Origin of the sequence: Alicyclobacillus fodiniaquatilis (genome assembly GCF_042678105.1) — a bacterium.
In the GTDB taxonomy this organism is placed as follows: domain Bacteria; phylum Bacillota; class Bacilli; order Alicyclobacillales; family Alicyclobacillaceae; genus Alicyclobacillus; species Alicyclobacillus fodiniaquatilis.
Window position 1 is genome coordinate 209,632 of sequence record NZ_JBHUCX010000092.1, and the last position, 23,800, is coordinate 233,431.

General features: G+C 45.8%; 19 protein-coding genes and 2 tRNA genes. 10 read left to right on the forward strand and 11 right to left on the reverse strand.

Going from position 1 to position 23,800, the window contains the following annotated elements:
- Window positions 1–667: 667 nt before the first annotated feature.
- The 3 genes from ACFSB2_RS22480 to ACFSB2_RS22490 form a co-directional block, all read right to left on the reverse strand.
- Complete coding sequence (locus tag ACFSB2_RS22480) at window positions 668–4,237, reverse strand: bifunctional DNA primase/polymerase (protein ID WP_377945325.1); 3,570 nt, start codon at window positions 4,235–4,237, stop codon at window positions 668–670.
- A gap of 172 nt (window positions 4,238–4,409) precedes the next feature.
- The gene (locus ACFSB2_RS22485) at window positions 4,410–4,676 is read right to left on the reverse strand and encodes a hypothetical protein (RefSeq protein ID WP_377945326.1); all 267 of its coding nucleotides are present in this window, start codon (window positions 4,674–4,676) and stop codon (window positions 4,410–4,412) included.
- 56 nt (window positions 4,677–4,732) lie between these two features.
- Entirely contained in the window at window positions 4,733–4,945 is a 213-nt protein-coding gene (locus ACFSB2_RS22490) for a helix-turn-helix transcriptional regulator (protein ID WP_377945327.1), read from the reverse strand.
- A 123-nt stretch (window positions 4,946–5,068) separates the two neighbouring features.
- Between ACFSB2_RS22490 and ACFSB2_RS22495 the strand changes: the two genes are divergently transcribed.
- From ACFSB2_RS22495 to ACFSB2_RS22510, 4 genes are all read left to right on the forward strand, one after another.
- Window positions 5,069–5,638, forward strand: a complete 570-nt coding sequence (locus ACFSB2_RS22495; RefSeq protein ID WP_377945328.1) for a helix-turn-helix transcriptional regulator — start codon at window positions 5,069–5,071, stop codon at window positions 5,636–5,638.
- Window positions 5,639–5,642: 4 nt separating this feature from the next.
- Window positions 5,643–7,187 carry a recombinase family protein gene (locus ACFSB2_RS22500; RefSeq protein WP_377945329.1) on the forward strand — a complete coding sequence of 515 codons (1,545 nt, stop codon included), beginning with the start codon at window positions 5,643–5,645 and terminating at the stop codon, window positions 7,185–7,187.
- A gap of 259 nt (window positions 7,188–7,446) precedes the next feature.
- Window positions 7,447–7,668 carry a spore coat associated protein CotJA gene (locus tag ACFSB2_RS22505; RefSeq protein WP_377945330.1) on the forward strand — a complete coding sequence of 74 codons (222 nt, stop codon included), beginning with the start codon at window positions 7,447–7,449 and terminating at the stop codon, window positions 7,666–7,668.
- Window positions 7,665–7,931, forward strand: coding sequence for a spore coat protein CotJB (locus ACFSB2_RS22510; RefSeq protein ID WP_377945331.1), 267 nt, complete (start codon window positions 7,665–7,667; stop codon window positions 7,929–7,931). Before ACFSB2_RS22505 ends, ACFSB2_RS22510 begins: the two co-directional genes overlap by 4 nt.
- Before the next feature lie 54 nt (window positions 7,932–7,985).
- Here ACFSB2_RS22510 and ACFSB2_RS22515 read toward each other — a convergent pair whose 3' ends face one another.
- Both ACFSB2_RS22515 and ACFSB2_RS22520 read right to left on the reverse strand, forming a co-directional pair.
- On the reverse strand, window positions 7,986–9,020 hold the full coding sequence (locus ACFSB2_RS22515; protein ID WP_377945332.1) for a L,D-transpeptidase: 1,035 nt from the start codon (window positions 9,018–9,020) through the stop codon (window positions 7,986–7,988).
- Window positions 9,021–9,333: 313 nt separating this feature from the next.
- The gene (locus tag ACFSB2_RS22520; RefSeq protein ID WP_377945333.1) at window positions 9,334–10,344 is read right to left on the reverse strand and encodes a glycosyltransferase family 4 protein; all 1,011 of its coding nucleotides are present in this window, start codon (window positions 10,342–10,344) and stop codon (window positions 9,334–9,336) included.
- A gap of 290 nt (window positions 10,345–10,634) precedes the next feature.
- Between ACFSB2_RS22520 and ACFSB2_RS22525 the strand changes: the two genes are divergently transcribed.
- Complete coding sequence (locus tag ACFSB2_RS22525; protein WP_377945334.1) at window positions 10,635–11,825, forward strand: glycosyltransferase; 1,191 nt, start codon at window positions 10,635–10,637, stop codon at window positions 11,823–11,825.
- Between the two features lie 186 nt (window positions 11,826–12,011).
- Here the strand turns inward: ACFSB2_RS22525 and ACFSB2_RS22530 are convergent, their stop codons facing one another.
- Together ACFSB2_RS22530 and ACFSB2_RS22535 are read right to left on the reverse strand one after the other, a co-directional pair.
- Entirely contained in the window at window positions 12,012–12,482 is a 471-nt protein-coding gene (locus tag ACFSB2_RS22530) for a hypothetical protein (RefSeq protein WP_377945335.1), read from the reverse strand.
- 156 nt (window positions 12,483–12,638) lie between these two features.
- The gene (locus ACFSB2_RS22535; protein WP_377945336.1) at window positions 12,639–13,364 is read right to left on the reverse strand and encodes a TVP38/TMEM64 family protein; all 726 of its coding nucleotides are present in this window, start codon (window positions 13,362–13,364) and stop codon (window positions 12,639–12,641) included.
- 292 nt (window positions 13,365–13,656) lie between these two features.
- On the opposite strand from ACFSB2_RS22535, the gene ACFSB2_RS22540 reads away from it, so the two are divergent.
- The gene (locus ACFSB2_RS22540) at window positions 13,657–14,565 is read left to right on the forward strand and encodes a YitT family protein (RefSeq protein ID WP_377945337.1); all 909 of its coding nucleotides are present in this window, start codon (window positions 13,657–13,659) and stop codon (window positions 14,563–14,565) included.
- Window positions 14,566–15,019: 454 nt separating this feature from the next.
- Here ACFSB2_RS22540 and ACFSB2_RS22545 read toward each other — a convergent pair whose 3' ends face one another.
- A complete protein-coding gene (locus ACFSB2_RS22545; protein WP_377945338.1) occupies window positions 15,020–16,984 on the reverse strand; it encodes an acyltransferase family protein in 1,965 nt (654 codons plus the stop codon).
- Between the two features lie 578 nt (window positions 16,985–17,562).
- On the opposite strand from ACFSB2_RS22545, the gene ACFSB2_RS22550 reads away from it, so the two are divergent.
- The 3 genes from ACFSB2_RS22550 to ACFSB2_RS22560 all read left to right on the forward strand — a co-directional run bounded on the left by ACFSB2_RS22550 (window position 17,563) and on the right by ACFSB2_RS22560 (window position 18,745).
- Window positions 17,563–17,637, forward strand: a tRNA-Gly gene (locus ACFSB2_RS22550).
- A gap of 6 nt (window positions 17,638–17,643) precedes the next feature.
- Window positions 17,644–17,733 (forward strand) — tRNA-Ser (locus ACFSB2_RS22555).
- Between the two features lie 478 nt (window positions 17,734–18,211).
- On the forward strand, window positions 18,212–18,745 hold the full coding sequence (locus tag ACFSB2_RS22560; protein WP_377945339.1) for a DoxX family protein: 534 nt from the start codon (window positions 18,212–18,214) through the stop codon (window positions 18,743–18,745).
- A gap of 492 nt (window positions 18,746–19,237) precedes the next feature.
- Here the strand turns inward: ACFSB2_RS22560 and ACFSB2_RS22565 are convergent, their stop codons facing one another.
- Both ACFSB2_RS22565 and ACFSB2_RS22570 read right to left on the reverse strand, forming a co-directional pair.
- Window positions 19,238–20,224: a glycosyltransferase family 4 protein gene (locus ACFSB2_RS22565; RefSeq protein WP_377945340.1), complete on the reverse strand. Its 987-nt coding sequence runs from the start codon at window positions 20,222–20,224 to the stop codon at window positions 19,238–19,240.
- 47 nt (window positions 20,225–20,271) lie between these two features.
- A complete protein-coding gene (locus tag ACFSB2_RS22570) occupies window positions 20,272–20,994 on the reverse strand; it encodes a glycosyltransferase (RefSeq protein ID WP_377945341.1) in 723 nt (240 codons plus the stop codon).
- Between the two features lie 335 nt (window positions 20,995–21,329).
- On the opposite strand from ACFSB2_RS22570, the gene ACFSB2_RS22575 reads away from it, so the two are divergent.
- The gene (locus ACFSB2_RS22575) at window positions 21,330–22,097 is read left to right on the forward strand and encodes a sulfotransferase domain-containing protein (protein WP_377945342.1); all 768 of its coding nucleotides are present in this window, start codon (window positions 21,330–21,332) and stop codon (window positions 22,095–22,097) included.
- A 188-nt stretch (window positions 22,098–22,285) separates the two neighbouring features.
- Here the strand turns inward: ACFSB2_RS22575 and ACFSB2_RS22580 are convergent, their stop codons facing one another.
- On the reverse strand, window positions 22,286–23,530 hold the full coding sequence (locus tag ACFSB2_RS22580) for a Ger(x)C family spore germination protein (protein ID WP_377945343.1): 1,245 nt from the start codon (window positions 23,528–23,530) through the stop codon (window positions 22,286–22,288).
- Window positions 23,531–23,800: the final 270 nt, after the last annotated feature.

Sequence of the window (23,800 nt, forward strand, 5' to 3'; positions counted from 1 at the left end):
CGTCAAGGTATTTTATAAGAATTTATGTTCCTTAAAAATGCTCGTTTGCATATTCAATTGCTCAGTGGAAATGCCTTGGCGCGTGCGGGTTTCCGGGTGGCGGTATTTAGGGGCGTGAGGCTGATCTTGTCGTTCCGGACGGGCATTCGGGGGAATCAATGCGAATTGGAGTTTAGGAGGTGCGGCTGCGGCTTTGAGGCATGACAGGGTTACAGGGGGCGTTGGAGTGGTGGAGGAACGGGGCGCGGGGTGACGAGGTGGCAGTGATCACAATTAAGGGAGTACTTTCGCAGCATTTTGGGAGTACTTTTTGTTGTTTTAGGAGTACTTTTGGCCCTCTAAGGAGGACTTGGGAGTACCGTAAAAGTCCGAAAAACCTTGATATAATTGCATTTTTGTAGAAAAGTACTCCCAACTTTGAACACCAGATGCTATAAAGAGAGACATTGATTCGAACAGACAAATGGTCTGAACGCGAATAATATCTCTATATACAGCTATAGTGTTTTGCGTTTGGGAGTACTTTTACTAACTTGCTAGAGAGAGTAGGATTTCCGAGAGATGGCGGTACTCCCGGTACTCCCAAGAAGCCCAAAAGTACTCCTTGTTACAAGTGAGAGGTACTCCCGACAAAAGAAAAAAACCCGCCGCAGCGGGTGGAACAAAGTCAAATCTCGTCGGGATTGTCCGTTGATTGAGGCTTACCCTGATTGTCGTCACTGTTATCACTATCGAGAGAATTGATGTCGATCCCTAATACAGACTGTGAAAAACAGTACATGTCTTTTTTGTCCCCTAGAAACTTCGGCTGATACAACTTGTTACTGCCTTCTGATCGCGTTTTAATCCACTTCCGGTCGATCCATTCGTTGCGCAAATCTGTTAGAGGTTTATTCCACTGACTCAGATGGCTTTGTAACACACTCGGCAAGATACAGATATGCGGCTCCTTATTGATCATGGAGATCGTCCCAATATAGCCTCCAGAAGGAGCTATCGGCTCACCATTGTTGTCCTTCCGTTCCAATCCTTTCAGTGAGCCAATGCGAGACTTCACCCAATCTGATACACGGTTCAAGTATTTGGATGCTTCGTTGTTCTCTTCTTTGTTCCGCTCACGGTCTTCCGCGACATGTCGCAGAGCGTCATCAATGCTGGACAAATGAGCCTCAACTTCAAAAGAATCGTGAAGCGCATACCCATACGTCAAAAGGTAGCGCAGTGCCAATCGCATGACAGCGGTGTATGTCAGCATCCGGTTCATGCCCTCGACATCATTCCCCAAAATGTCCGTTGGGAGTTTTACATACTTTCTCTCGTATTGCAATTCTTTGTCGAGTTTTTCTTTCAGCTTAGACCAACTATAGCCAACGCTCTTCAGGAGTCCTTGCATCATTCGACGCCCGCCATGACCATGATGCTTCGCTAGTTCACGCAGATACTCCCCGGTATTGGCCTGCACTATCGCTTTTTTTGCCTTATCCTCGTATTTCGGAAAAGGTGTTACCGTCTGAGTGAAGACACGGCTTTTCGCAGCACTCTGAGCATCCGCACCCAATAAACGGTCGTTATTTGCCATCGTTAAAGTTCCGTAGAGTTGTGGCGAGGATTGATTTTTCCCCTTTGGAGCACCCTTCATCTTTCCCCCACCATCACAAAGACTGTTGATCAGCAACTCGCCGTTCAGTGTATTTGATCCTCGACCGTTTCCACCGCCACTCTGGACTTCCTGTATCGCCGTAGGCAAGTCGGGAGTCATAGCCATCCTGTTCGTCAATCCTTGCGTAGTTGACCACGCATTCCTGATGGATTCCGGTGATCCCCAGATCGAAAAACCTACAGAAATCGTGGTGGTTTTCCCGGTTTCAGGATTCTGATTAACGTACTCCACTGCAAATCCCCAGAGATCAACGGCATTCGCCTCTTTTAGTGGCCGCATAAGAGCAGCGGCTGCGTTTGCGGCAATCGAATATGCCACTTCAGGGTAGTTGTTTAGCACTTTGAGGATCGTCTTGCGTTCTTCTTCATAAGTTCCAGCAGCTTTGAAGTACTTTAACGTCTCGTTCATTGACACATGATCAGTCGATACAACCAAGTCAGAACCGATGCTCACGTCGGTCAAAACAAAGGAAACTAGGTGATTTTCTTCTTCCTCGTCTTCATCGTCGATATGATAACCGAGACGCGCTGTCGATAGCGCAGTCTTTACCATCTGTTCCTCCCGTACCAAGATGTAGCACTTTAAGAGGTAACGCCCCATATCACGAGGACTTTCATAGGCCAATCCTTTGCTCAGCAATTCTTGCATTTTTATTTCACTCGCAAAAACGCTAGGAGAAACCGACATACTATGCTTCCACCGACCACCGGGCAAAAGCGTTGAAATGACCGCCTCCCATTCACCTGTTTCGACGTTCATGCGCAAGCCGCTCACATAAGTAAATTGACGGCTCAATGGTTCTGACCACACTTCAGTGGCTGTTGTTTTGACCATCGCGATCATGACCCGTCCATCACCTAAAGGTTGATAATCATAATCCCCACCAGAGGGAAGGCGAATCGCACGGTGTTCAAAGGGTGCAATCGAACACACGTCACCGACCGTTTTTTCAGCCTCTCGGCGATCCGCTTGAAATTGGTGCGCCATTCGCTCGATTTGTCGTACAAATTCCCCTTCCCGAAGTGTAGCTGCCGATCTGTTTTTCTGCTTGTCCACTGAACAAAGCAAGCGAACAAGGTCTTTTGCCGCATCCAAATTCCACGATCCGTATTCGGCGAGAGGTTTCAACAAATCCGCTTTGAGCTTCACGCCCGCCACACCTTGGCGAATCTGTTCACAAGCATCGTCGATAATTTTTTCAACAGTTTCACGTGCTGCCTTTTCGTTATCTACTGCTTTGTAGAATCGCGATTTCCCACGTCCCTCCCCCGCCCCTGCGTCACCCGCACGGGCTTGTCCAGCTTGATCGTTGGTGCTGGACTCGCCATCGTAGTCGTCCGTCACATCTATCTTCGGTGCGGTGGCCTCCATGCCAGCCGCAACCTCATCAACTCGCTGTAGTGCCTCCATGTAAGCCTCACGCTCCTTCTGATGTGTTTGTTCTGGTTTTAGTGGCGGTGCTCCCCACGGGCCTCGACCGCCCTGTTCTTGGTTGTATGCCACGCGAACGTGATACGACGGGTTTTTATCCGCTTCAAAGAGAGGACACTTTAGGCACTCATCCAATGGGTGATCCGCTTGCGCTCTGTGACAGCTACGCGGAGCCATGTCGTTCGTGCCCTTCCATTTGTGCCCGGTATCTCGACTGCTGTAACGGTCTTTGTCAACCGAACTCCACTCATGGAACAACGTTTCATCGTCTGTCATCGCATGTGCCCAAGACGCAAGGGCTACCCAATCTTCGTAGCTGACATCATTTGCCCCCGCATCGGAAGTGAAATAATCAATCCGTGCGCATAAAGCCGGGGCTTTTTCCCGTATAATGTCATTTGGTACAGGCTCCCACGGCCTTGTATCTCTTGGCTTATCAGCATAGGTGCGCGAACCACCAGCGTTCTTGATCACTTCAATCAAAGGCTGCGGTGCCTGCGCCAGAGATACATCGTCAGGGGACAAACCGTCTACCCAATCATAACGATTGCCAGATTTGTGTTTACCGGGCGGTATAACGACGTATCCGCGATACCCACGAACATCAAGTCCCGGATAGTCTCCTTTTAGATTGACGGCATTTGTTATGATGGTGCCATCGGTGGGCCAAGCGAAATAGATATGTAGGCCACCGCCGCCTGTCTTGACGCGAACCGTTGCAGGGAGTTCACCGATTTCGGATTCGAGACGCGCCAACGACTCGTATCCGCCGTTTTTCTCGTCAACATCCAATACCCAAACGCCTGACTCTTGGCCGCACGCTAATGCCCAGTTAGTGTCCGGCCACTGTTTTAACCATTTTGCATGTTGAACCATGTCGGCAGTTGCTTGTTCCGGCCATCCCGTGACGCGGGGATGTTTCCCTTTGTTTGAGCAATCTGGCCGACCACAGCTACACTTCCCATCTGCCTTGGTGCTGTTTACGGGGAAGATGCGCCATCCGAGCTTCGAAAACATTTGGAGGGTTGTTTTTGGCTTGCCGGATAATTCCCTAGAGCCACTAGGACTTATTGTTGACGTGTCCCGTACAGCAGTGATATACTCCGAACTGTAAGGGAGCATACTTGTAGTGTCATCGCCTGACATATCAGTTCCTCCTACATTAGTCCGAAAGTCTGGTGCGAACAGCTTTCGGAACGGAATGTGACACGATTCGACAACGAGAGTGGACAAAAGTGACAGACTTTGCATCTGACCATGCAGAGTCTGTTTTTTTGTTTGCATATATATAAGGCTTGTCCATTCAGGCGGGGCTACATCACCCGCCGACAACTTTGCGCCGTTGTTGTGGTTTACCTTTGGACTCACGCAGTTCGCGTATCTTAGCGTGTTCAACCGCTGCACATGCTGCAATCCACATAGCGGCGGGGCCAGATTGAGTTTCAACATCCCTAGCCCAAGCTGCCTCCCTGTCGTCATCGGTCATCAAGGTATAGGAGGTCGGTGTAGCAAACACCCGGCAGCCCGGTATTTCTAAATCATTCAGCCTTATCCATTCTTGTTGCTCGTCTTTGGCCACCGTCATCTCCCCCTTCCTCTTTGAACCTATGCGACTACTGTTTGACCACTTTCACGGACAAGTTAGCTAACCTTAAAGAGTTCCTCAAACCTTACCGAAGGGAATGCACTAAGTACGCCTGATACGAACCGGGAACTCGGATTCCTTCGCCGATTAACCACAAGCGATACATAACTCGGATTTACGCACAACTCTTTGGCTAGACGTTGTTGACTCCACCCTCTTTCTAAGAGCAAATCAGATAATTTTTCCACATTAACGTTTAACATAACCATCACCTGCCAATAATTATGAATGCTGCGTTTGCATATACTAATTTACTTTTAGAATTACATATTGTCAAGGCATTATGATAGAATGCGTTTGTACGTAAGCATCATCCTAAAGGAGGGTAGCGTATGCCAGCCAAGTCCAGCGCGAATGTGACGGCAGTTGCTGAACACATCAAAAATCAATTAGAGCAGAGCGGAATGAGTGTGCGACAATTATCCAAGGAATCAGGGATAAACCAGTCCCATATCTCAAGAGTGTTGAATGGGCACGTCGGCTTGACTCCTGACTTTTTACGAAGACTTGCCCCTTATTTAATAGGAACAAGCTACCGGGAACTGATGCGTGTTGCAGGTTTCATCGACTCGGACAACAGTACATCAAAACCAGAGTCTATTGAAGAAGTAGAGCAACATATATCCGACTTGACGGCAGAATTATTGGCGTACCTAGCCCAGTATTCTGAGTTGAAGTTCACTCCAGCCACCAAAACCAATTTCGTGCAACTAAAGGCCGAAATAGACACCCAAATAGCCGTCGTTAAAACGCTATGGAGTGCAGTAAGAGAAGGAGAAGGAGCCAGACTTATAGGATTCATACGCGATGAAGACCTTCTAACCTTAGCTTCTGACTTGTCAAGATTGAGCAAATCCCAAACTGGAATCATCCGAGCTTTGGTCGAGGAATTCAGGAGGTAGTTTCATGTCAGGATTTCCAATAGACTTGCAGCACGTCGCAATCTACTTACGCAAAAGCCGCGCCGACTTGGAAGCCGAAGCACGCGGAGAGGGCGAGACTCTATCTAAACACCGAAAGGCGTTACTAGAAATGGCGGCGAAGTACCGATACAACATTCGCGCTATCTTCGAAGAAATTGTGACTGGAGAATCCATAGCGGTGCGCCCCGAAGTTCAACGTCTTCTTAGTGACGTCGAAAAAGGACTGTACGAGGCAGTCCTGTGTATGGACATGGATCGGTTGGGACGTGGTGATCAAATTGACCAAGGGATCATCGCCGCGACATTTAAGTATTCGGAAACTCTTATCATTACTCCCCGAAAAATGTACGACTTACAAAATGAGCTTGATGAGGAATGGACTGAGTTTGAACAGTTCCTAGCTCGACGCGAATACAAAATCATTGCCCGTCGTCTAGCCAGAGGGCGTCGCATGGCCGCACAAGAAGGTAAGAATGTGGGCAGAATTCCGTATGGTTATTCTCGTGGTGACGATCTACACCTAATTCCCGATCTTGAAACTGCCCCTATAGTCCGTCAAATCTTTGAACTCCGAGCACAAGGCATGGGCCGCTATGGAATCGCACATTGGTTGGACGACCACCACATAGCTCCTCCGGCAGGAACAGGAATACGAAAGGCATGGGAGAGCGTTACAGTTAAAGACATAATAAACAACGAAACATATCTCGGACGGATTATTTTCGGGCAGTTCAAATATGTAAAAAACCCTAATGGGGGCAAACGGAAAGTTCGGCTCCCACGTGACCAATGGATCATTGTTGAAAACGCCCATCCCCCGATAATTGAACAGGAACTATGGGATCGCGCCCACGCAATGCAAGACACTATGTCAGCCCACCATACTAAAGACTACTCCCTTAAAAATGCTTTGGCGGGCCTGATTCGGTGTGGGAATTGCGGAAAAATAATGGTTCGTCGTAATCACCAAAACCGTTCTAAAAATATGCTCTTGTGCAATACACACCGCTGTAATACACGGATAGGACGTTACGAAGACGTTGAGGCTACTGTTTTGGCGCAGTTGGAGGCTCTTTCGCGTGCCCTGCCAAAACAAGATCGGAAGAATGATCGAAAATCCACAGAGCAAGATCAAGCCGGGCTTATTGAGAGAAGGATCAAAGGAATAACTGAAGAAATCGCGAATTTGGAAAAACAACGTGAGAGCCTCCATGATTTTTTGGAACGAGGCGTCTATACCATCGAGGTTTTCATGGAGAGAAGCCAAAATATCGGAGAACGGCTCGATGTTGCAAAGAAGGAGTTATCCGAGGTACAAGCTGAACTAGAAGGGCAGGAGCAGGCAAGGTTCCAACGCGAAAAATTGCTGCCTGCAATTGCAAATGTGGTGAAGCAGTACAAAAAGACAAAGGACATCGAGGCGAAAAACAAACTCTTAAAGTCCGTACTTCGGGAAGTTCGTTACTATCGACCGAAGGAATGGTCGTTGGAGAAATCATTTGAGTTGGAGTTGTTCTTACGCATTTAGAGTCTTCTTAAGTTCGTCCATGGATACATGATCCGAGGTTCTATTCGTAAATCCACACGGTAAATCCTCCCTGGTATAAGAATTCCGTCAGGGATGGATATGTCAAAAAAGCCTGTACATATGCAGATAACCTTTTCAATATTGCAAAGTCTCCTGTTTCCTACATTCACAGAATGAACCCAACTGGACTGTTTACTGTCCCAATGTCATAAATATGGCCAGGAAGTGAAAGGAAACTGTATGAAAGGGGAAAACCCACGTGCCCAACACAAGTCAATGGCGCGAATATAGACCATATCATAGTCCGTTCGACCCATGTTCACCACGCTTGAAACGATATGTCGTAGCCCCCAATTTATTCATTGAATTTCAGGCGGAAGGGTTGAAGCAATTTTCGCCCCATGAGGCGCTGCGCAGAGGAACGCTATGGCCTGATTTATACAGTCCCTATCCCCATGGAGAACGGGAGGCAAGAACATGAGCGAAAAACTGCCGAAAGCATATTATCAGTACCTGCACGAGTTACAATCAGTGGATTTTGTGTTGGTGGAACTCACTCTATATTTGGATACACATCCGGATGATGCGACAGCGCTCGCTCAATTCCAACAATTTCAAAAGAGAAAAGAGAACCTTGTCCAACAATTCGAATCGGCATTCGGCCCACTCTACCAATATGGCGGCAGTCCAAACAACACAAACAAGTGGGAGTGGAGTGAAGCGCCCTGGCCGTGGCAGGTCTAATGCACACTCGTTTGGGCACCTCGAATTGAGGTGCCCGGCCAAGCCGTTTACACATTATTTTTCGATCACGACCGGGGTCCCAACATCCACCATATGATAAAGTTTTTTCGCTGTAGCAATGGGCAATTCCACACATCCATTGCTCTGCGGAAAACCGTATTTGGCTCTTTGATAACCATGTATTGCCGTATTGCCAAACAGCCCCATGACCCAGGGTACATTTTTGACCTCGTACTTTTCCCCATCCGGATCCACGCCGGACATATCGGTTTTGACCACCTTGGAATGGATATAAAATGTCCCTGTCGGCGTCGTCGCACCAGTTACGCCCGTATTGCACTTTGTTTTCAGCATCACTTTGCCATTTTGATAAAGTGTCAACGTTTCTGGCAGTTGTTCATGTACGACAATCTTCTGATTACTCGCCGTGATAAACGGTCGCACAATTGTCGTGGAATCTAGGTACTGTCCTTGTGCCCCATGCGGCCCAGATACGCCTCCGTCCAAGGTCATCGTCACTGTCTCAGTCGGATTGAGCGGCTGATCGGGCACAAAATTGGCAGTCGTCGCGCTTGTCCAATTTAACGTTCCGGAAATGGCAGGACTAAAATGGATATCCTGCGACACACTCGCCCGGTTGGCAACGGGTGAACTGAACTGTAAGGTAAAAGGCCCTTCGGGCGATACGTTAAACTGCCAAATCCCCGGATTCGTTACAACTTGCAACGCAGGCGCGGTTTGCCCAGTGAGAACCGTACTTTTTTTAAAAGGTTGTGTACTTGGACCCGAGGCCTTTTCAATCGTCAACGAAAATTGCTTCCCCTGCGGCAACTTCACCGGAATCAGGACAGATTTTTTCCCTTTTGCCAAATTCATTTTTTTCGTAGTTCCGTTCCAAGACCATTGAAGGGACTTTACCGGATGATTAAAGTGAACTTCAACACCTTGATAGGACTCAACTTTGAAGGTTTTGGACAACTTCAAATGCGGCAATGGTGCAGGCGGTTGATTTTTTGCACACCCTGTTACCCCCAATACGCATAAGGGGAGAACCGCCATCAGTCGAAGCAACTTTTTCAACCAAATCACAACGCAATCTCCTATAATCAAACACTTGCAACAGCTTTAGATCTTACCACAAATTCAACTAGATCTTCAGCCCACTTATGTTTATTTTTCGAACAAACAGGCTTAGGCGATACGCTAAACGCACAGGCCCTTTACCAGTTTGCACACTTTCATTTAATTAGACGAAACCCTAAGCGACTTTATTACACTACATCGACTGTTTAAACAAAGATCAGCGCTATTTACCCAATGCCGACGGCATATTCGCATAAAACAAAAAATCAAATTCGCCATTCCCCTCTATAAAATTAGGGAATGGCGAATGGCATACGTCTTAACCTGAAGTTCGCTCCCTATGAATCTTTTCCAGCGCACGCACAATCCTGCGTTCAAACCGCCTTTGTGAGTGCTCCCTCGCCGATTTCAGGCCTCCTCGCAATATGTGGCCGCGCAGATGGTGGCTGTTCAAAATTCGTTTCACTGCATAGGCCAATTCTTCAGGCGCCCGTGGAGATGTGATCAACGCACTCTCATGATGTTCTGCAAAGTCCAAGATACCGCCAGAATTGGTTGTGACCACCGGCGTACCGCACGCCATCGCCTCAAGTGGCGGCAATGCAAACCCTTCAAACCACGAGGTGGAGACAAAGACGTCAGCAGCGCGGTACAAAGTCGCAATTTCGTCATCCGTCTGTGGCTGAAATGTGCGGTGCGCAATGCCAGGCAATGGCAAAATCCGTTCTGGACAAATCATGTACACAGTGAATTTACGTTTCGATATTTGTTTTAAGATGTGCATACTGGCAACAAAGTCAGTGTATCCCTTCAATTCGTAACCGGCATTCGGATCTCGAGCAATATAAAGAATCACTTTCCTTTTTCGTTTCTTTTTTCGTCCCTTCGGATGAAAAACATGCCTGTCAACGCCCAAATTGACAACCTGACTAGGCGAACCGGCATTGGCTTGAATCTGATCCGCCAACCAATTTGAAATGCTGATGACGGGCACTTGTTGTTGATAGGTCCATCGCGCATAATCGGGATCAGGCACCCAATAGGGCTCATAGCCTAAACTGAGACGAACGCACTTCTCCGGCCATGCCGCAAAAGCCGGAGCAAATGTCGTATAAAAATTGGGTAAAACAACGTCCCCATACGGGATATATTCCTTCTGTAAACTGGGTACTTGTGTAACCTTACAATGCAATTTATACTCAATCGGCATACCTTGAGGTATGACCACTTCCACATCGTGTCTTTTTGCTACGAGTGCATTTGCTACTTGAGCTAAGACACGACACCCACCACCAACATGCAGCGCTCCGACCGGGATGACGACTTTCACACGTGTTTCCCCCCTCCTGTACATATATAGTCCACCTTCAAATCCTTCGAAACGAGTATCTGCCCACGGTATAAACGCCTTAAAACGCTAAGCGTCATAGCGCCCACACCAGCAGCATCATGAAAATACCAGTCAATCGGAGCATCGCGGATGGCGCACGCAAAGGCATCGGATTATTTACAGGAGTGTGAAACAAAGCCCGTACATTCACGATGAAAAGACAATATGCTACGACAAGGGTTTCGAAACGACTTTATGTATAAGGTTTCCAAGTTCAAGGAGGGGGAAAGATGTCGCATATACGAGACGTGGGCATTGTGCTGCCTATCTACAAACAAAAGCGATCATATGTCAGAAAAGCTATTCATTCTATTTTAAAACAAAAATACAAATATTTTAAATTGGTGATTGTGATTGATGGCGCTCCCAAACATATTGAGAAGTTGGTGCGGCGGGAAGTAAAAAGAGATCCGCGCGTGCGTATCATTGTACAAAAAAACAAAGGCGTGGCTGCCGCACTCAATCGAGGGTTCCGCTCACTTTCACGGCGGAAACATATACGCTACCTGACCTGGGTTTCAAGCGATAACATCTATTATCCGGATTACCTGCGCAAACTGCGGCGCAAATTGCGTCACTCCCCTGCAAAAGTTGGACTCGCGTACAGCACTTTTAAACACATTGGCACCAAGGGTGAGGCCATATATGATAAAGAAGTGCAAACCGGTTTTGGCATATGGCAAGATCAACCTGTTGAAAATTTGCCAACCATCTGTTTTATTGGCACCTCTTTCATGTACAAACGACGTTATGCAGACAAAATCGGACCATATAGACTTGAACCTGTTGAAGATTATGATTATTGGCTACGCTTGACAGACCATTGTGGCATCGCCTACGTCCATGAGGAACTAATGGGTTATCGCGTCGCATCGGATTACAGTATTTCCAAAACGCTCTCTTCTTCTCCGGAACAACACAGACGCTGGCACTACGCGTTCCAACTGACAAAAAAAGAAGCGCTGGCGCGCAAAGGAATTCCTGTTCAAACAACAATCATCGTCCCTGTTTCACAAGTCACTGACACCGTGATGCAACGATTGGAAGCATTGTATGAGCAATACTACAGCAATTTCGAAGTGTGGATTATCGACGGAACAGGAGACGAACAAGCTCGTGCCACGCTGAGCAGCATTTCAGACCCACGTGTTGCCATTCTCCCCGTCGCAGAGGACGCCCATACAGCAGCCCGGCGCATTGCTGCAGAATCGACCACGCCGTATGTCCTGTTCTACGACGCGCAGCAAGCAGGGGCATGTCCTGATTTACAAGCGCTGCACGATCATCTGACAGCCGCTCCAGACAACATCGCTTCAGTAAAGTTCGATCACGCCATAGGTGACATGATCACGCAAACTGCCCTCACACCGCCAGTCGGCTGTGATGAACTGTTCAAGCGCCAAGCCCTGCAGACACGTTGAAACAACAGGAGACACGCACATTGGCGTGTCTCCTGTTGAAGGGTCTAAGCTCGGGCGAACCGTATGAATTTACCTACAAAGAATCGGTGTGAGCTTCCCCCATCACCGCTACGTTGTTGCCAGACACACGAAAAAATGCCCTACTTCCTTGCCTCTTGAAATGTTCACTTGGGTTGCTAGCGATTTTTACTCCGTTGCCTGTGGCAATTCCGGTTCAACTTTCGCTTTTCTACGTTTACTCGTGCGCTTGCGTTTGCTGATTTTCAACTTTACCTCACGCTCAACGGTGGTGTGCTTTGTAATCATGGCAGGCGTCAGTTTTCCCTGCGCCGTAAACATACAAAAGTCAAACGGCGTTTTCAATTCATCCTTCGCCACCTGAAGTTCCTCAGCGAGTAAGTCCTTATCCAGCACCTCTTTCTCGCGAAATTGCGGTGCGAGAATTGCATTCTCTCCATTAGGCAGTGAAATGATGACTTCTTCCTCATTACTCCCTTGAAATAGCTCTTCTAGTTCTTCGAAGATCAAATTGTTTTCTTCTCGCCGTTCTTTGGCAATCTCTTTATTTTGGAAATAACGAAGTACCTTTTCTTCAATTTTTAGACGCAGCGTTTGCTCCTGTTCTTCCGTGAGCATATCCTTTTCCACCATTGACATACTTCATATCCACCTCGTGTTGTTTTTCATGACTTGTTCGGTATTTACACTATCCATGCTCTATCCAGATACAAGTCCACAAGCATATATGTTACACCATAGCAAAATCGCTGCAACGGGGAATCGACGCATCGTCCACCTGCCTGAAGCCCAGATCTAGTGCGCCCATCGTTTCAATATTTGAACGTGACGATTAAAGAAATAGCCGGCAATCCAAACAACGAGCAACGCAACCCCGCCGATCACCAGCCAAACCATGTACTTTTTTGATACTCCAAGGAAAACCAACGCCGCTCCGACGTAGTATGGAATCCCCCCGACAGCCGACGTCCAAATATAATTCCACAATCGAACCGATTTCGATATGCCCGCCGTGTAATTGACGACGATAAACGGCAACGGAATAACGCGCACTAGCAACAACCCCAGTACGCCTCTGTCGCCGATCCAATTCGATATTTGTTGATATCGCTTCTCGGACACAAATATGCGCAACAAACGACTGCCGAAATGACGAGCAAGCAAAAACGTGACAATCGCAGCGATCATCGTGCCTGACCAACTGAAGAAAATCCCCCACCAGGTGCCGAATATTTTCATAATCACAATCATCAAAAACTCGGATGGAACTGGGAGCGTACTCAGAATCGCCATCAGAAGGATGGCCATCAAAACACCGAGTACGCCCGTTGATTGAATGAGTCGCGTCAAAGCATTAGAGCGATCTTCGTGAAAAAAAACGATGACCAAACCGGTGAAAATGCATAATGTCAATGACGTGATAATTAAGCTTAACCATTTATGACGTGCGTGTTTGACGAGCAGATGAGTTTCCGCATTTTTAATTGATTTCAATCGTGTGCCCTCTGTTTTCATGTGCATGATAAGCCATCCTTCAAATCGGATTTGCACGTGATATTGTTTCATTTTCCAAATCATTTTATGTTTGGCCTTGAAACTAGCCGCACAAAATATGTACTGTACTTGATCACACCGCAAACAGTGCATCATGACCAACATCGATGTTATAAATACTCAATGCCTACTTATATAATCGGCTTTATGATATAATATAAATACACCACCCACCCCAATTTCCAACAGCAGGTTGTCCACTCAACATGACACATGCAGTACCACAGAGACGGATACTTCCAAAGACAGGGGGAAAGAAATGCAAGAACAATTTACGGATACACATTACAGGAGCGAACCCATAAAGACAAACCCCAAAAGAACTTCGAAGTGGAAGTTATTACAACGTGCCGCATTTATTCTGATAGGCGCCATTCTGATTGCAACTGGCTTAGAGGAGTTTCTTGTCCCCAATCATATCATTGATGGAGGCATCACGGGAATTTCAATTATTTTAGCACACCTCACAGGATTCAAGTTAGGTATCTTCCTGTTTGTGCTGAACGTTCCGTTTTTGATTTTTGGCTATCGTCAAATCGGAAAAACATTTGCTTTTTCAACGCTGTTTGCGATTATCGTGTTGTCTATCGCTTCTACCATTTTAGGTCCCATCCCAGACGTGACAAACGATCCGTTGCTCGCTGCGGTATTTGGTGGTATTACTGTTGGCATCGGCGTCGGTCTTGTCGTGCGAAACGGAGGGTCCTCAGACGGTACAGAGGTCATCGCAGTGCTTGTCAACAAAAAATCACCTTGGTCTGTTGGGCAGGTAGTGATGTTTTTTAACATCTTCATCCTCGGTAGTGCGGGATTTGTTTTCGGTTGGAACCACGCCATGTACTCCCTGATTGCTTATTTTATTGCCTTTAAAATGATTGATGTGACCATCAACGGTTTTGAAGAAACCAAATCAATCTGGGTTATCAGTGACAAATACCGTGAAATTGGCGAAGCGATGTTGAGTCGTCTTGGGCGTGGTGTGACATATCTCAACGGAGAAGGCGCCTTTACAGGAGACGACAAAAAAATTGTTTTCAGCGTCATTTCGCGTTTAGAAGAAGCAAAATTGAAATCTCTTGTTGAAGAAATCGATTCCGAAGCATTCTTGGCCATCGGCTCAATCGCAGAAGTTCGTGGTGGTCGATTTAAAAAACGCGACATCCACTAATGCATAAAATCGCACATGCCTATTGAAACAAAATGAGGAATTTGGGGTTTCCAGCAGACGCTCATTCCGATAGTGAACTTCATAATCAAGGCGCCTTTTGCATTATCGTTGCAAGGCGCCTTTTGTCTACTTCAGAGTGTATTGAATCCTAATATTGTAACCAACCCAGTCAACACACACATCGTAAGCGCCGTTCCTATTGCCGCCCAAGCAAAGTCATTCAAATGAATTCTATCCATGTTGTCTACTTCCTCTCTGTGATCCATTTATCATTTAGACGTAGACGAGCGCAGATTTGTTTCATAAAAGTTAGCCAAAATAAATACCCGCCGGAGCAGGTATTTTAAATACAGAATCTATTCGATGATCTTCGTAGCGCTCTTCATATTTTTTACTGGATCGCGCATAGTGATCGAACATTTAATGCGCTCGATTTGACAACATCCACGTGATTCTAATTGATGGCTTTTGCCAACAACGACGCATAGAACTGAGCACCATCAGGCTGAAGATGAACACCATCAGAATAAAAAAGCGAATTCTTCCCGGCGCTGGCGTTGTACCAATTGACAAGTGTCGTGTGCGGAAAAGATGCAGCGACCTCCGCCAGGGTTGAATTGACCACATCCTGCCATGGGCGCGGGACGCGCGTGTTCACCAACACAATCTGCTTTACCGACCCCAGCGATTGCAATAATGCAGTCAATTGATCTTTTGTGAAATCCCCGTTCGTGCCTAACTCAATGATGATGCGATCCCCCAACTTACCTTCTGATCGAAGTTGGTTTATCACTGCAGGCGCTTGCGACATTTGACGCCCAACTTCGCCATCCACCACAATGCCCGGCAACAACTTTTCCAAATATGGAGCAGCGTCAATCATGACTGAGTCACCAATTGCAGTCACGCCTTCGCCTGATTTCACAGATACCCCCGATGTGCTTCCCGTCCCTGTCGTATTGCCCGTTCCCGATGTGCTGCCTGTTCCTGTTCCTGTTGCGTTACCAGTTCCCGCCGTTGGGCTGTTCTGGCTCGTATCTGTACCCGGAGAAGTCTTGACTGTCGAAGTCCCCTGTTTCCCGGATATGTGCTTCCCGTTTGAATTTTCGTTGGGCGTTGTGGCTCGACTTCCCTTGTGATCAGTGGTAACGGTTGTGGTCAATGTGATGCTTCTATCTTGACTCCCTGAGCCCGAAGTGGCGGCGGGCGTCTTCACGGCCATACCAACACAGAACACACTAAGCACAAGCAATGCACTCACAGAGGTGATCCAAAGACCGTTTGTCACTGGTCCTTTTCGCGACATGGAGATGCGCAACTGCGTCCACAACTTCCCCAGTGCACCATGACGAATAGGCTCTTCGACAAATCGCCAAGATAGCGCAGCAAGCGCGATGCTTGCAGCCACTTGAAAGACGGCGCGCGTCACATCAAAACCGCCTGTGTCCACGGTAGGACTAGTTAGCACAATGACGGGATAATGCCAAAGATAGATACCATAGGAGCGCACGCCAAGCCAACGCAGAGGCTTGCAGCCTAGCACTTTACTTAAACCACTCGCCGGGTGCGCAAGTGTTGCGACCACCACCGCAGCAGCTATAGACAACAACACCATGCCACCGCGGTAAAGAAAAGTATTATACTCGTTAAAACTCCAAATCATAAAGAAGATTGAAAGTAACCCTATGCTGCCCAGCAAATCAAGAAACAAACGCGACCAGTACGAAATGGTGGCCGATAATTGCCGACTCGGCCAGACCAACGCCAGCGCTGCTCCAATCAATAGCGAGAAAGCCCTTGTGTCTGTCCCATAATAGACCCGGCTTGGGTCAGCACCTGGTTGATAAATCATAGCCATGGCCAGCGCTGAAGCAGTTGCTCCCGCAAGCGTGATCCCAATCAACTGCCCTCGTCGAGGCGCAAAGCGGAGCCCAAAAGCAAGCACCAGGGGCCAAATCAGGTAAAATTGTTCTTCTACGGCCAACGACCAAAGATGCCCAAGTGGAGATGGAGGTCCAAAACTGGCGAAATATGATACCTTGTGAAAAATGAACCACCAGTTGCTTACGTATAGGATTGCTGCCAGCGCGTCTTCTCGCAATGAAACAATTTGTGCTCTATCAAACAATGCTACCCATGCCACGACCACTACGAGCATTATGAACATCGCAGGAAGAAGGCGGCGGGCTCGTCGCATCCAGAAATCCTTGAAATCAATGCGCTTGTTTCGCTTCCATTGACCAACAAGAATATCCGTAATGAGATACCCGGACAGTACAAAAAACACCCCTACGCCGAGCAGTCCGCCAGGTGTCCAGGCCAGATTGAGATGATAGGCGATGACAGCGAGAACCGCCAGTGCGCGCAACCCATCTATCCCTGCCATGTAACGACCGTTTCCCTTAACCGGCTTAGGCATGTCTGTACCCCCATCCCGTCCAATGAACATTTACCATTTGGGTCATTCGTCGCCCTCTGGTTACTTCGTTCGCTGCTGTAAATTCTCTGTTGCCAAAACATCTCGTTACGTCGTCGTCCATGTGCATTCTGCCCTTTCAAAATTGTATTCCTTATTTCATATGACGAAGCCAAGTCCATAAATGTGACAGCTTTCGACAGCAAGAATAGAGAATTCAAATGTAAGCCCTCACTGTGATATCGGCGCTTCACAGAATATGTTATGCGTTGTCGTACGGCAAGATATATCGTGTTTTAAGATGAAGTTCAACACCACGTGGATTTGAAGTCAAACAGCCATTTTGTAAAACGCGATTGCAATACGCTATTCATCCATGCGACTGCTCGTTTTTCCCTACTTAAGGAATTCTCCCTCAAGCGCCCGATGACTTCATGAATTTGACGAGTTAATTGTACTTTTTGTTACATCCTGCAGTATATAAAACGTATGATGAAGATCTAAATTCAAAAACCTTATTGACAACATCACACATGATGCTATATAGTAGTCTACGCATCATTTCAATATCTCGTGTGTATGCGGAAGTGGCTCAGGGGTAGAGCATCGCCTTGCCAAGGCGAGGGTCGCGGGTTCGAATCCCGTCTTCCGCTCCAGTATGTGGAGAGATGGTCGAGTGGTTGAAGGCAGCGGTCTTGAAAACCGCCGTGTCTGCAAGGGCACCGTGGGTTCGAATCCCACTCTCTCCGCCAGTCATTTCAAGGAAAATGGACACCCAGTGAGGTGTCCATTTTCTTTCCTGCAGATATTTTTCTAATCCTTTTTCTAATCAAGGGAAACCGCGCCCCTCTGTAACTATCTTGTTACTCGCTTATATGGGAAGTTCACTAACCTCGTTCCAAACTCATTCTGTTGAGCCACATTTTTGAGAAACATTACTATGAATCATGACCTAAGTCCAAATGACCGATAAAGTTATCCACAATAAAAGGATAGACGCCCTCATTATCTGAGAATCCGCACTGCGACACTTTTTTCAACGCAACTGGCGTGTTTTTCGAACTGCGTCCAACAACTTAGAAGACGATGATTTATGAAGTCGCCTAAACAACACCTGTGGAATATTCATCATATAATTAGAGCAACTTAACTATTTATGTTTGTATTGACTAATGATACAATCACTCGAAAGCTGACTAAATTAGTCATGTTGAAAAGGAGATGAAGTTTGTGTTCATCAGATGGTTGAGATCAAGTAGATATGCATCCGTCATATTAGCGGCACTTCGAATTTATCTTGGTTGGACTTTTCTTCATGCCGGTTGGAGCAAATTAACTGCTACAAAATCGTTTAATGCAGCAGGGTTTCTCATCAATAGCGTCAAACATCCTGTCCTGAACCCTGAAAAACACGCGGTATATCCATGGTATAACTCTTTTCTCAGCGGATTCGCGATTCCCCATATAGGCGTTTTTAACTTCCTGATTCCATGGGGCGAATTTTTCGTTGGACTGGGACTTATGCTTGGTGTGCTGACGACGACTGCCGCCTGCTTTGGCATCTTGATGAACTTTATGTATATGTTTGCAGGCAGCGTATCCACTAATCCTGTGGACATCTTATGTGGTATGTTTATAATTGTCGCTGGATTCAATTCCGGATTCATCGGTTTCGACTATTTGCTCATTCCGTATATTCGAAAAACGATTACAACAATTCTTGGAAAGCAAGCGCCAAACAATAATGTCACGCGAGCCGTTTGATAAATACACCCTATCCCAAAAATCATACAACACCTTGGCGCTGCGCCATCCGCGGTGCTCCGATTGACTGGCATTTTCATGGTTCCGCTGGTGCGGGATGCATCACGCATGGCGGTCTATTCATATTAAGCTTAGGAGTTTCAATTTCCCAAGCACGGATCAACCATTCTGTAACTCCTTCGAATGACCTGTTACACGGGCGTCGGAGTGTCCGACGCCCGCTCCGCTCATTACAATTAGCTTGTGCAACAACCCTTCGCTGGCATAGTATGATGGTATATTTGCCCTGTGACGTTAAATCCCTGTCTGTTTCTTGCATCTATGACAGACCGACTACCAATCCGATGTTAATTTACGGATGTTTACAGCAATCATCTTGCCACACCCGCTTGACGCAAAATGAGTGGAGCGAAATCAAACAAAGCCGCCCACTCGCATGCTCTAATCTGTACATAAGAATGATCTATCGGAGCATGTCCATTCTTTATTCCGTTACTTCTCCTTCATAATATGTTTAATTGCTTTTTCAAAAGCGATGACACTTCGACTCCAAGTCCATGACAATGAATCTCTCTGGCCCTGATATGCTAATTTTTTCCTCAATTTAGGATTTTCAATTAATCGAGCGATGTCTTGAGCGAGCCGACCTTCATAGCGAAACGACATCAGGCAATTTTTTTCTGGTCGGCAATAATCCGCGTTACCTCCAGAATAAATCGTTGCAAGAGCAGCACCACATCTCATCGCCTCTAATCCAGGAAGAGAGCCTGCATCATATGAAGATGAACTGATGAAGATATCTGCTTCATTATAGTGATAGCACATTTCTGAATCGTCCCCAGGGGTAATAAACCGAAACTCACCACTTTCACTAAGCGCTTGAAGATATGGAGACATGTAAAACTCACGCGGCGGACAAAACAAATTGATTTGAACAAATGGATATGCCTGTTTAATAAATCTTAATTCATTTAGCAAGTAAGGCTGCTCTCTGTGAGACGAAAATCCTCCTTCAGGTCTGCGAATAGTAGCTGAAATTCGGACGGCAGGGGATAGTGAACTGCGTATGTTAAGATTTCGAAATACATCGTTTACTCCAATGGGAACAATATGAGACTGCACCCCATGTATGAGTTGAATCAGATCATGTTGCCACTTAGATAAAACAATCACATGTTTCGTTTTGTTGTAGGAATCCAAAGAATATTGGTTCCCCTCTAGAAATGGGGGCTCATAACAAAGGCTAAATCTCACATGTATTCCTTTTCCATTTTTACTCGCAGATTCAGCAGCTTCAGTGGTCGTATAGAAGTTAGAAACAATCACATCACCATATGGATAGTCGCGATCCGAAAGCGTTGAACTGTCTGTTCTAACCATTGTGGCCTGCAAGGGGTAGTCCACTTCTGCGTTTTTTGGCATTAAAATCGTCACATCATGGCCCTTTTTAACCAACCCATTGGTGATTTCCACTAACATGCGCTGGGCTCCCCCATGACTCAGTGTTAATATGGGAAACGTAAATCTCATACAATTTCTCCCCTCTCAATCAGGGCCTCAATCGCAGCTTTACGCCTTTGTTGCACATAGGTGATCTCAGGTGGAATTTCTAATTGATGAGTCTTGGTACCCATACCATCATGAAGACGGTATAAGGTGAGCGGTTCATCTAAGTAATAGAGTTCATAATGAGGCAGCATTCTAAGCCATAAGTCATAGTCATGGGTATACAGAAGTAATTCATCAAAACACCCAATAGAACTAAATACATTCATACGAATCATGACCGATGAACCATTTATCGGACAACCCGAAAGCATTGTTCGCACGAAACTAATTTTAGTTTGGAACCTTTGAATAATTGGCTCCCCTACGATTTGTGTGTGTTCATTGATATGGAAATACGCAGTATAGCTAAAATAAGCATTACGTTCGAGCATAAAATTCAACTGTTTTTCGACTTTATCTCGGACGATAACATCATCTGCACTTAACCATACAAAATACTCGCCTTTAGACACAGCAATTCCACGATTAAGCGCTGTAGCTGTACCTCCATTCGGTTTGTACACATATCGAACTTTTGACAAATGAACATACGGGCGAACTTTGTCTAGATGCATTGTTGATCCATCATCCACGATAACAACTTCTATATTTTTATACGTCTGTTCAAGCGCACTCTCTATGGCTTCATTTATAAATCGGCAGTTATAAAAAGGAATCACAATAGATACTTTATTTTTCATTACTTAAGTCACTCCCTAAAAAGCCGCTTGCCCTTTCAATTCGCCCTGCCTTGATAACCCATTTATATCCTATTCATTACACCCTGCAGCAGATACTGATACAAGCGGAAATTCGTAGGCTGCAAGGAAACCCTTTATGCGCCAAAAAGTGGAGTGACAGACAAATGCCGTTTCCCCCTAATGTTCGTCTACATATGTTGAATCACTATCAACAAAAGGAGACGAGCAATTATTCACGATTTCTGATGCAAATGATAAGACTCCAAAGAAGAACAACGAACTTATCCAGAACCATTTACTTACTGTGATCAATACTTGAGAAACCAGGTGGAATGATGATTTTCAACACGCATAAACCGACTCCACTCAAACCTGTATTTTTAAACTCGATCCCAAAAAGCGGAACAAATTTGCTCATTCAAGCCCTATCTGGTGTTCCAGGCCTAAAACATGAACCTACAGCTACTTTTTTTAATTCATATGAATACCCTATGAACTTCTATCGGTTAGGGAAAGTGCGCAATGGTAATTTCGCTGTAGGACACATTTACTACTCTGAAGAATGGTCACGTATGTTGCGACGTCTGCAAATGAAACAGATTTTTATCATTCGCGATTTGCGCGATATCCTTGTTTCACTTTGTTACTTTATCGTCGATAAACCTCAATACCACACTATGAATCAATTGCGCACATACCTGATTACACATGCTTCAACGCCCATTGAACAGATACGATTGCTGATGACGGGGATCCAAGATGGTGATTTTTATTACCCGGACTTCAAAACGTGGATCTCCCCGTTTTCTGGGTGGTTAAATGATTCAAATACACTTGTAGTAAGATATGAGCAGCTTGTAGAGACTCAAGAATCAAGAACCCAAGCCTTCAAGTCAATTGCCAATTATTTGGATGATGGAACTTGGGATAAGAAAACCATGAGCATGATAGTCAGCAGCATGGAAGCAAATGTTGACCCTCGTTTTTGTGGCACATTTAGAAAAGGTGTTATCGGTGACTGGAAAATCCATTTTGAACAGCAGGACATAGAGACTTTTAACAAGATCGCAGGGACGGCACTTCGCGACTTTGGTTACAAATAACATTAGAAAATCGACTCTGAGACATACAGGAAACACGAGGGTATTAGACTGCTAAAAAGCAAAAGACCGAGGACAAGTTTCCTCGGTCTCAAGTGTCGGACACATTCAATTTTCCCATAAATAAAAAATTACTCAAAATACGGATCGTTGAACTGAACACCGCATCCCCTACCACTTATCCCCAATTCTTATTTTGCGGCCATTCCCATGCGCTGGATATAGACTTTCACATGTGCTTGAAATGGCATTTTAGAGAATTGCTCATCCCATTTATCGTGTGATTCTTTTATCTCATTCTTCCAATAGTGCGAGTGTTCACCTCGTACAAATTCTCCAAAACCAAATATATCAGCATGAAGTTTCTGCAGTTTTTTAACAAGTTTCATTTGACCATCCGTGAGCGCTTTTGAATCCTCGTCTTCGATTTGATTGATAATTGCAGCATTATTGAGCAAATCTTTTCCTGTCTTTTCTTCAATTCTACACGGAACAACAGTGTATACATCGAACGAAGGGCGGCCATTTATCATCTGGCATTTAGTTTTTGTTCTGCGTGATATTGATGTAACGATCACACTATGCTGTGGATCTCCTGGCATCGGATACGCTGTTCCATAGCCTGCTTTATGTACATTTCTGATCTCCATAAATTGTATTGTCTCAGTGGCGTCAAGCACACCAACCATATGGTCTCCGTTAAACACGGCCAATCCTTCTGTTTCAATTTGATCTCTCGCTGACCCAATCACTTTAATGAATGGAAGAACCGGATCTTGCCCCTTTGCTGAAAGCGCTGTCCAATAATTTCCCAAAAATACATTTGGCATTTTACCGAGTGCTACTGCGTGCTCCATTGTACCAACCAAGTATAATGTAGGAACTCGTTCTAATTTAGGAGCTGCCTCCATCGCTTCTCTTGCTTCTCCATCAGATATGAGCAGCCAGCAAAGCCGTCTAATTTCCGCATTTCTACGAAAAAAATCCTGAATGTCACGCATTCCCGATGAACCGGCAATTTTTTGATTTACGGTAATCACACGTAGTTGACCGAGAAAAATCTTGTCAGCCAACTGTTGTTGCAGTTTATTCATAGCATCGTCTATTGTTTTACCTGTTGTACCTACAACCCAAACTGGGCGTTGCGAACTGCCACCACTGCTGCTTTCACCTGGTCCCAAAGGAATACGACCAGGTATGCCGATTTGTGCAGTAAGTCGGTAACCCGGTGAATCGCTTTTGGCATTGGGGCCTGTTATCCCTAATGGTGGCTCACTGTCCATTGGATCAACAGCCAATCCAAGAATCACGCCCCGTTCCTCAATCTCCAATCGATCCCAGCAGCCTGTCAGCAAAGGGAATGTGATGACCAAAATCAATCCGAATATCAATTTTTGTTTTCTGGTTAGAAAGCATCTAATTGACCAAATGGTCACTGCGTAATCCCTACCTAAAAATTATTGTTCCAGGTAGGTTGGCCTGTTTTGCATGAATAATTCGTTAAATAAAATATTCGATACAAAAAAAGTGCCCCCACAAAGTGGGAGCTGCATATTTACTAGTGATGTTGTGAAGTGAATTTTAACTGCCGAATATCGAAATCCGATTGAAGATGTCAAATTGGGAAGTGGAGATTTTAGATTTAAATCATTAAAATGATGGTGGGCTGATTTGCGCAGGAGATAAACACCAATTACTTGCGATAC

Coding starts and splice junctions, on each gene's coding strand:
- ACFSB2_RS22480 (WP_377945325.1), bottom strand. CDS start 4,237: ATGTCAGGCGATGACACTACAAGTATGCTCCCTTACAGTTCGGAGTAT.
- ACFSB2_RS22485 (WP_377945326.1), bottom strand. CDS start 4,676: ATGACGGTGGCCAAAGACGAGCAACAAGAATGGATAAGGCTGAATGAT.
- ACFSB2_RS22490 (WP_377945327.1), bottom strand. CDS start 4,945: ATGGTTATGTTAAACGTTAATGTGGAAAAATTATCTGATTTGCTCTTA.
- ACFSB2_RS22495 (WP_377945328.1), top strand. CDS start 5,069: ATGCCAGCCAAGTCCAGCGCGAATGTGACGGCAGTTGCTGAACACATC.
- ACFSB2_RS22500 (WP_377945329.1), top strand. CDS start 5,643: ATGTCAGGATTTCCAATAGACTTGCAGCACGTCGCAATCTACTTACGC.
- ACFSB2_RS22510 (WP_377945331.1), top strand. CDS start 7,665: ATGAGCGAAAAACTGCCGAAAGCATATTATCAGTACCTGCACGAGTTA.
- ACFSB2_RS22525 (WP_377945334.1), top strand. CDS start 10,635: ATGTCGCATATACGAGACGTGGGCATTGTGCTGCCTATCTACAAACAA.
- ACFSB2_RS22530 (WP_377945335.1), bottom strand. CDS start 12,482: ATGTCAATGGTGGAAAAGGATATGCTCACGGAAGAACAGGAGCAAACG.
- ACFSB2_RS22535 (WP_377945336.1), bottom strand. CDS start 13,364: ATGCACATGAAAACAGAGGGCACACGATTGAAATCAATTAAAAATGCG.
- ACFSB2_RS22540 (WP_377945337.1), top strand. CDS start 13,657: ATGCAAGAACAATTTACGGATACACATTACAGGAGCGAACCCATAAAG.
- ACFSB2_RS22545 (WP_377945338.1), bottom strand. CDS start 16,984: ATGCCTAAGCCGGTTAAGGGAAACGGTCGTTACATGGCAGGGATAGAT.
- ACFSB2_RS22565 (WP_377945340.1), bottom strand. CDS start 20,224: ATGTTAGTGGAAATCACCAATGGGTTGGTTAAAAAGGGCCATGATGTG.
- ACFSB2_RS22570 (WP_377945341.1), bottom strand. CDS start 20,994: ATGAAAAATAAAGTATCTATTGTGATTCCTTTTTATAACTGCCGATTT.
- ACFSB2_RS22575 (WP_377945342.1), top strand. CDS start 21,330: ATGATTTTCAACACGCATAAACCGACTCCACTCAAACCTGTATTTTTA.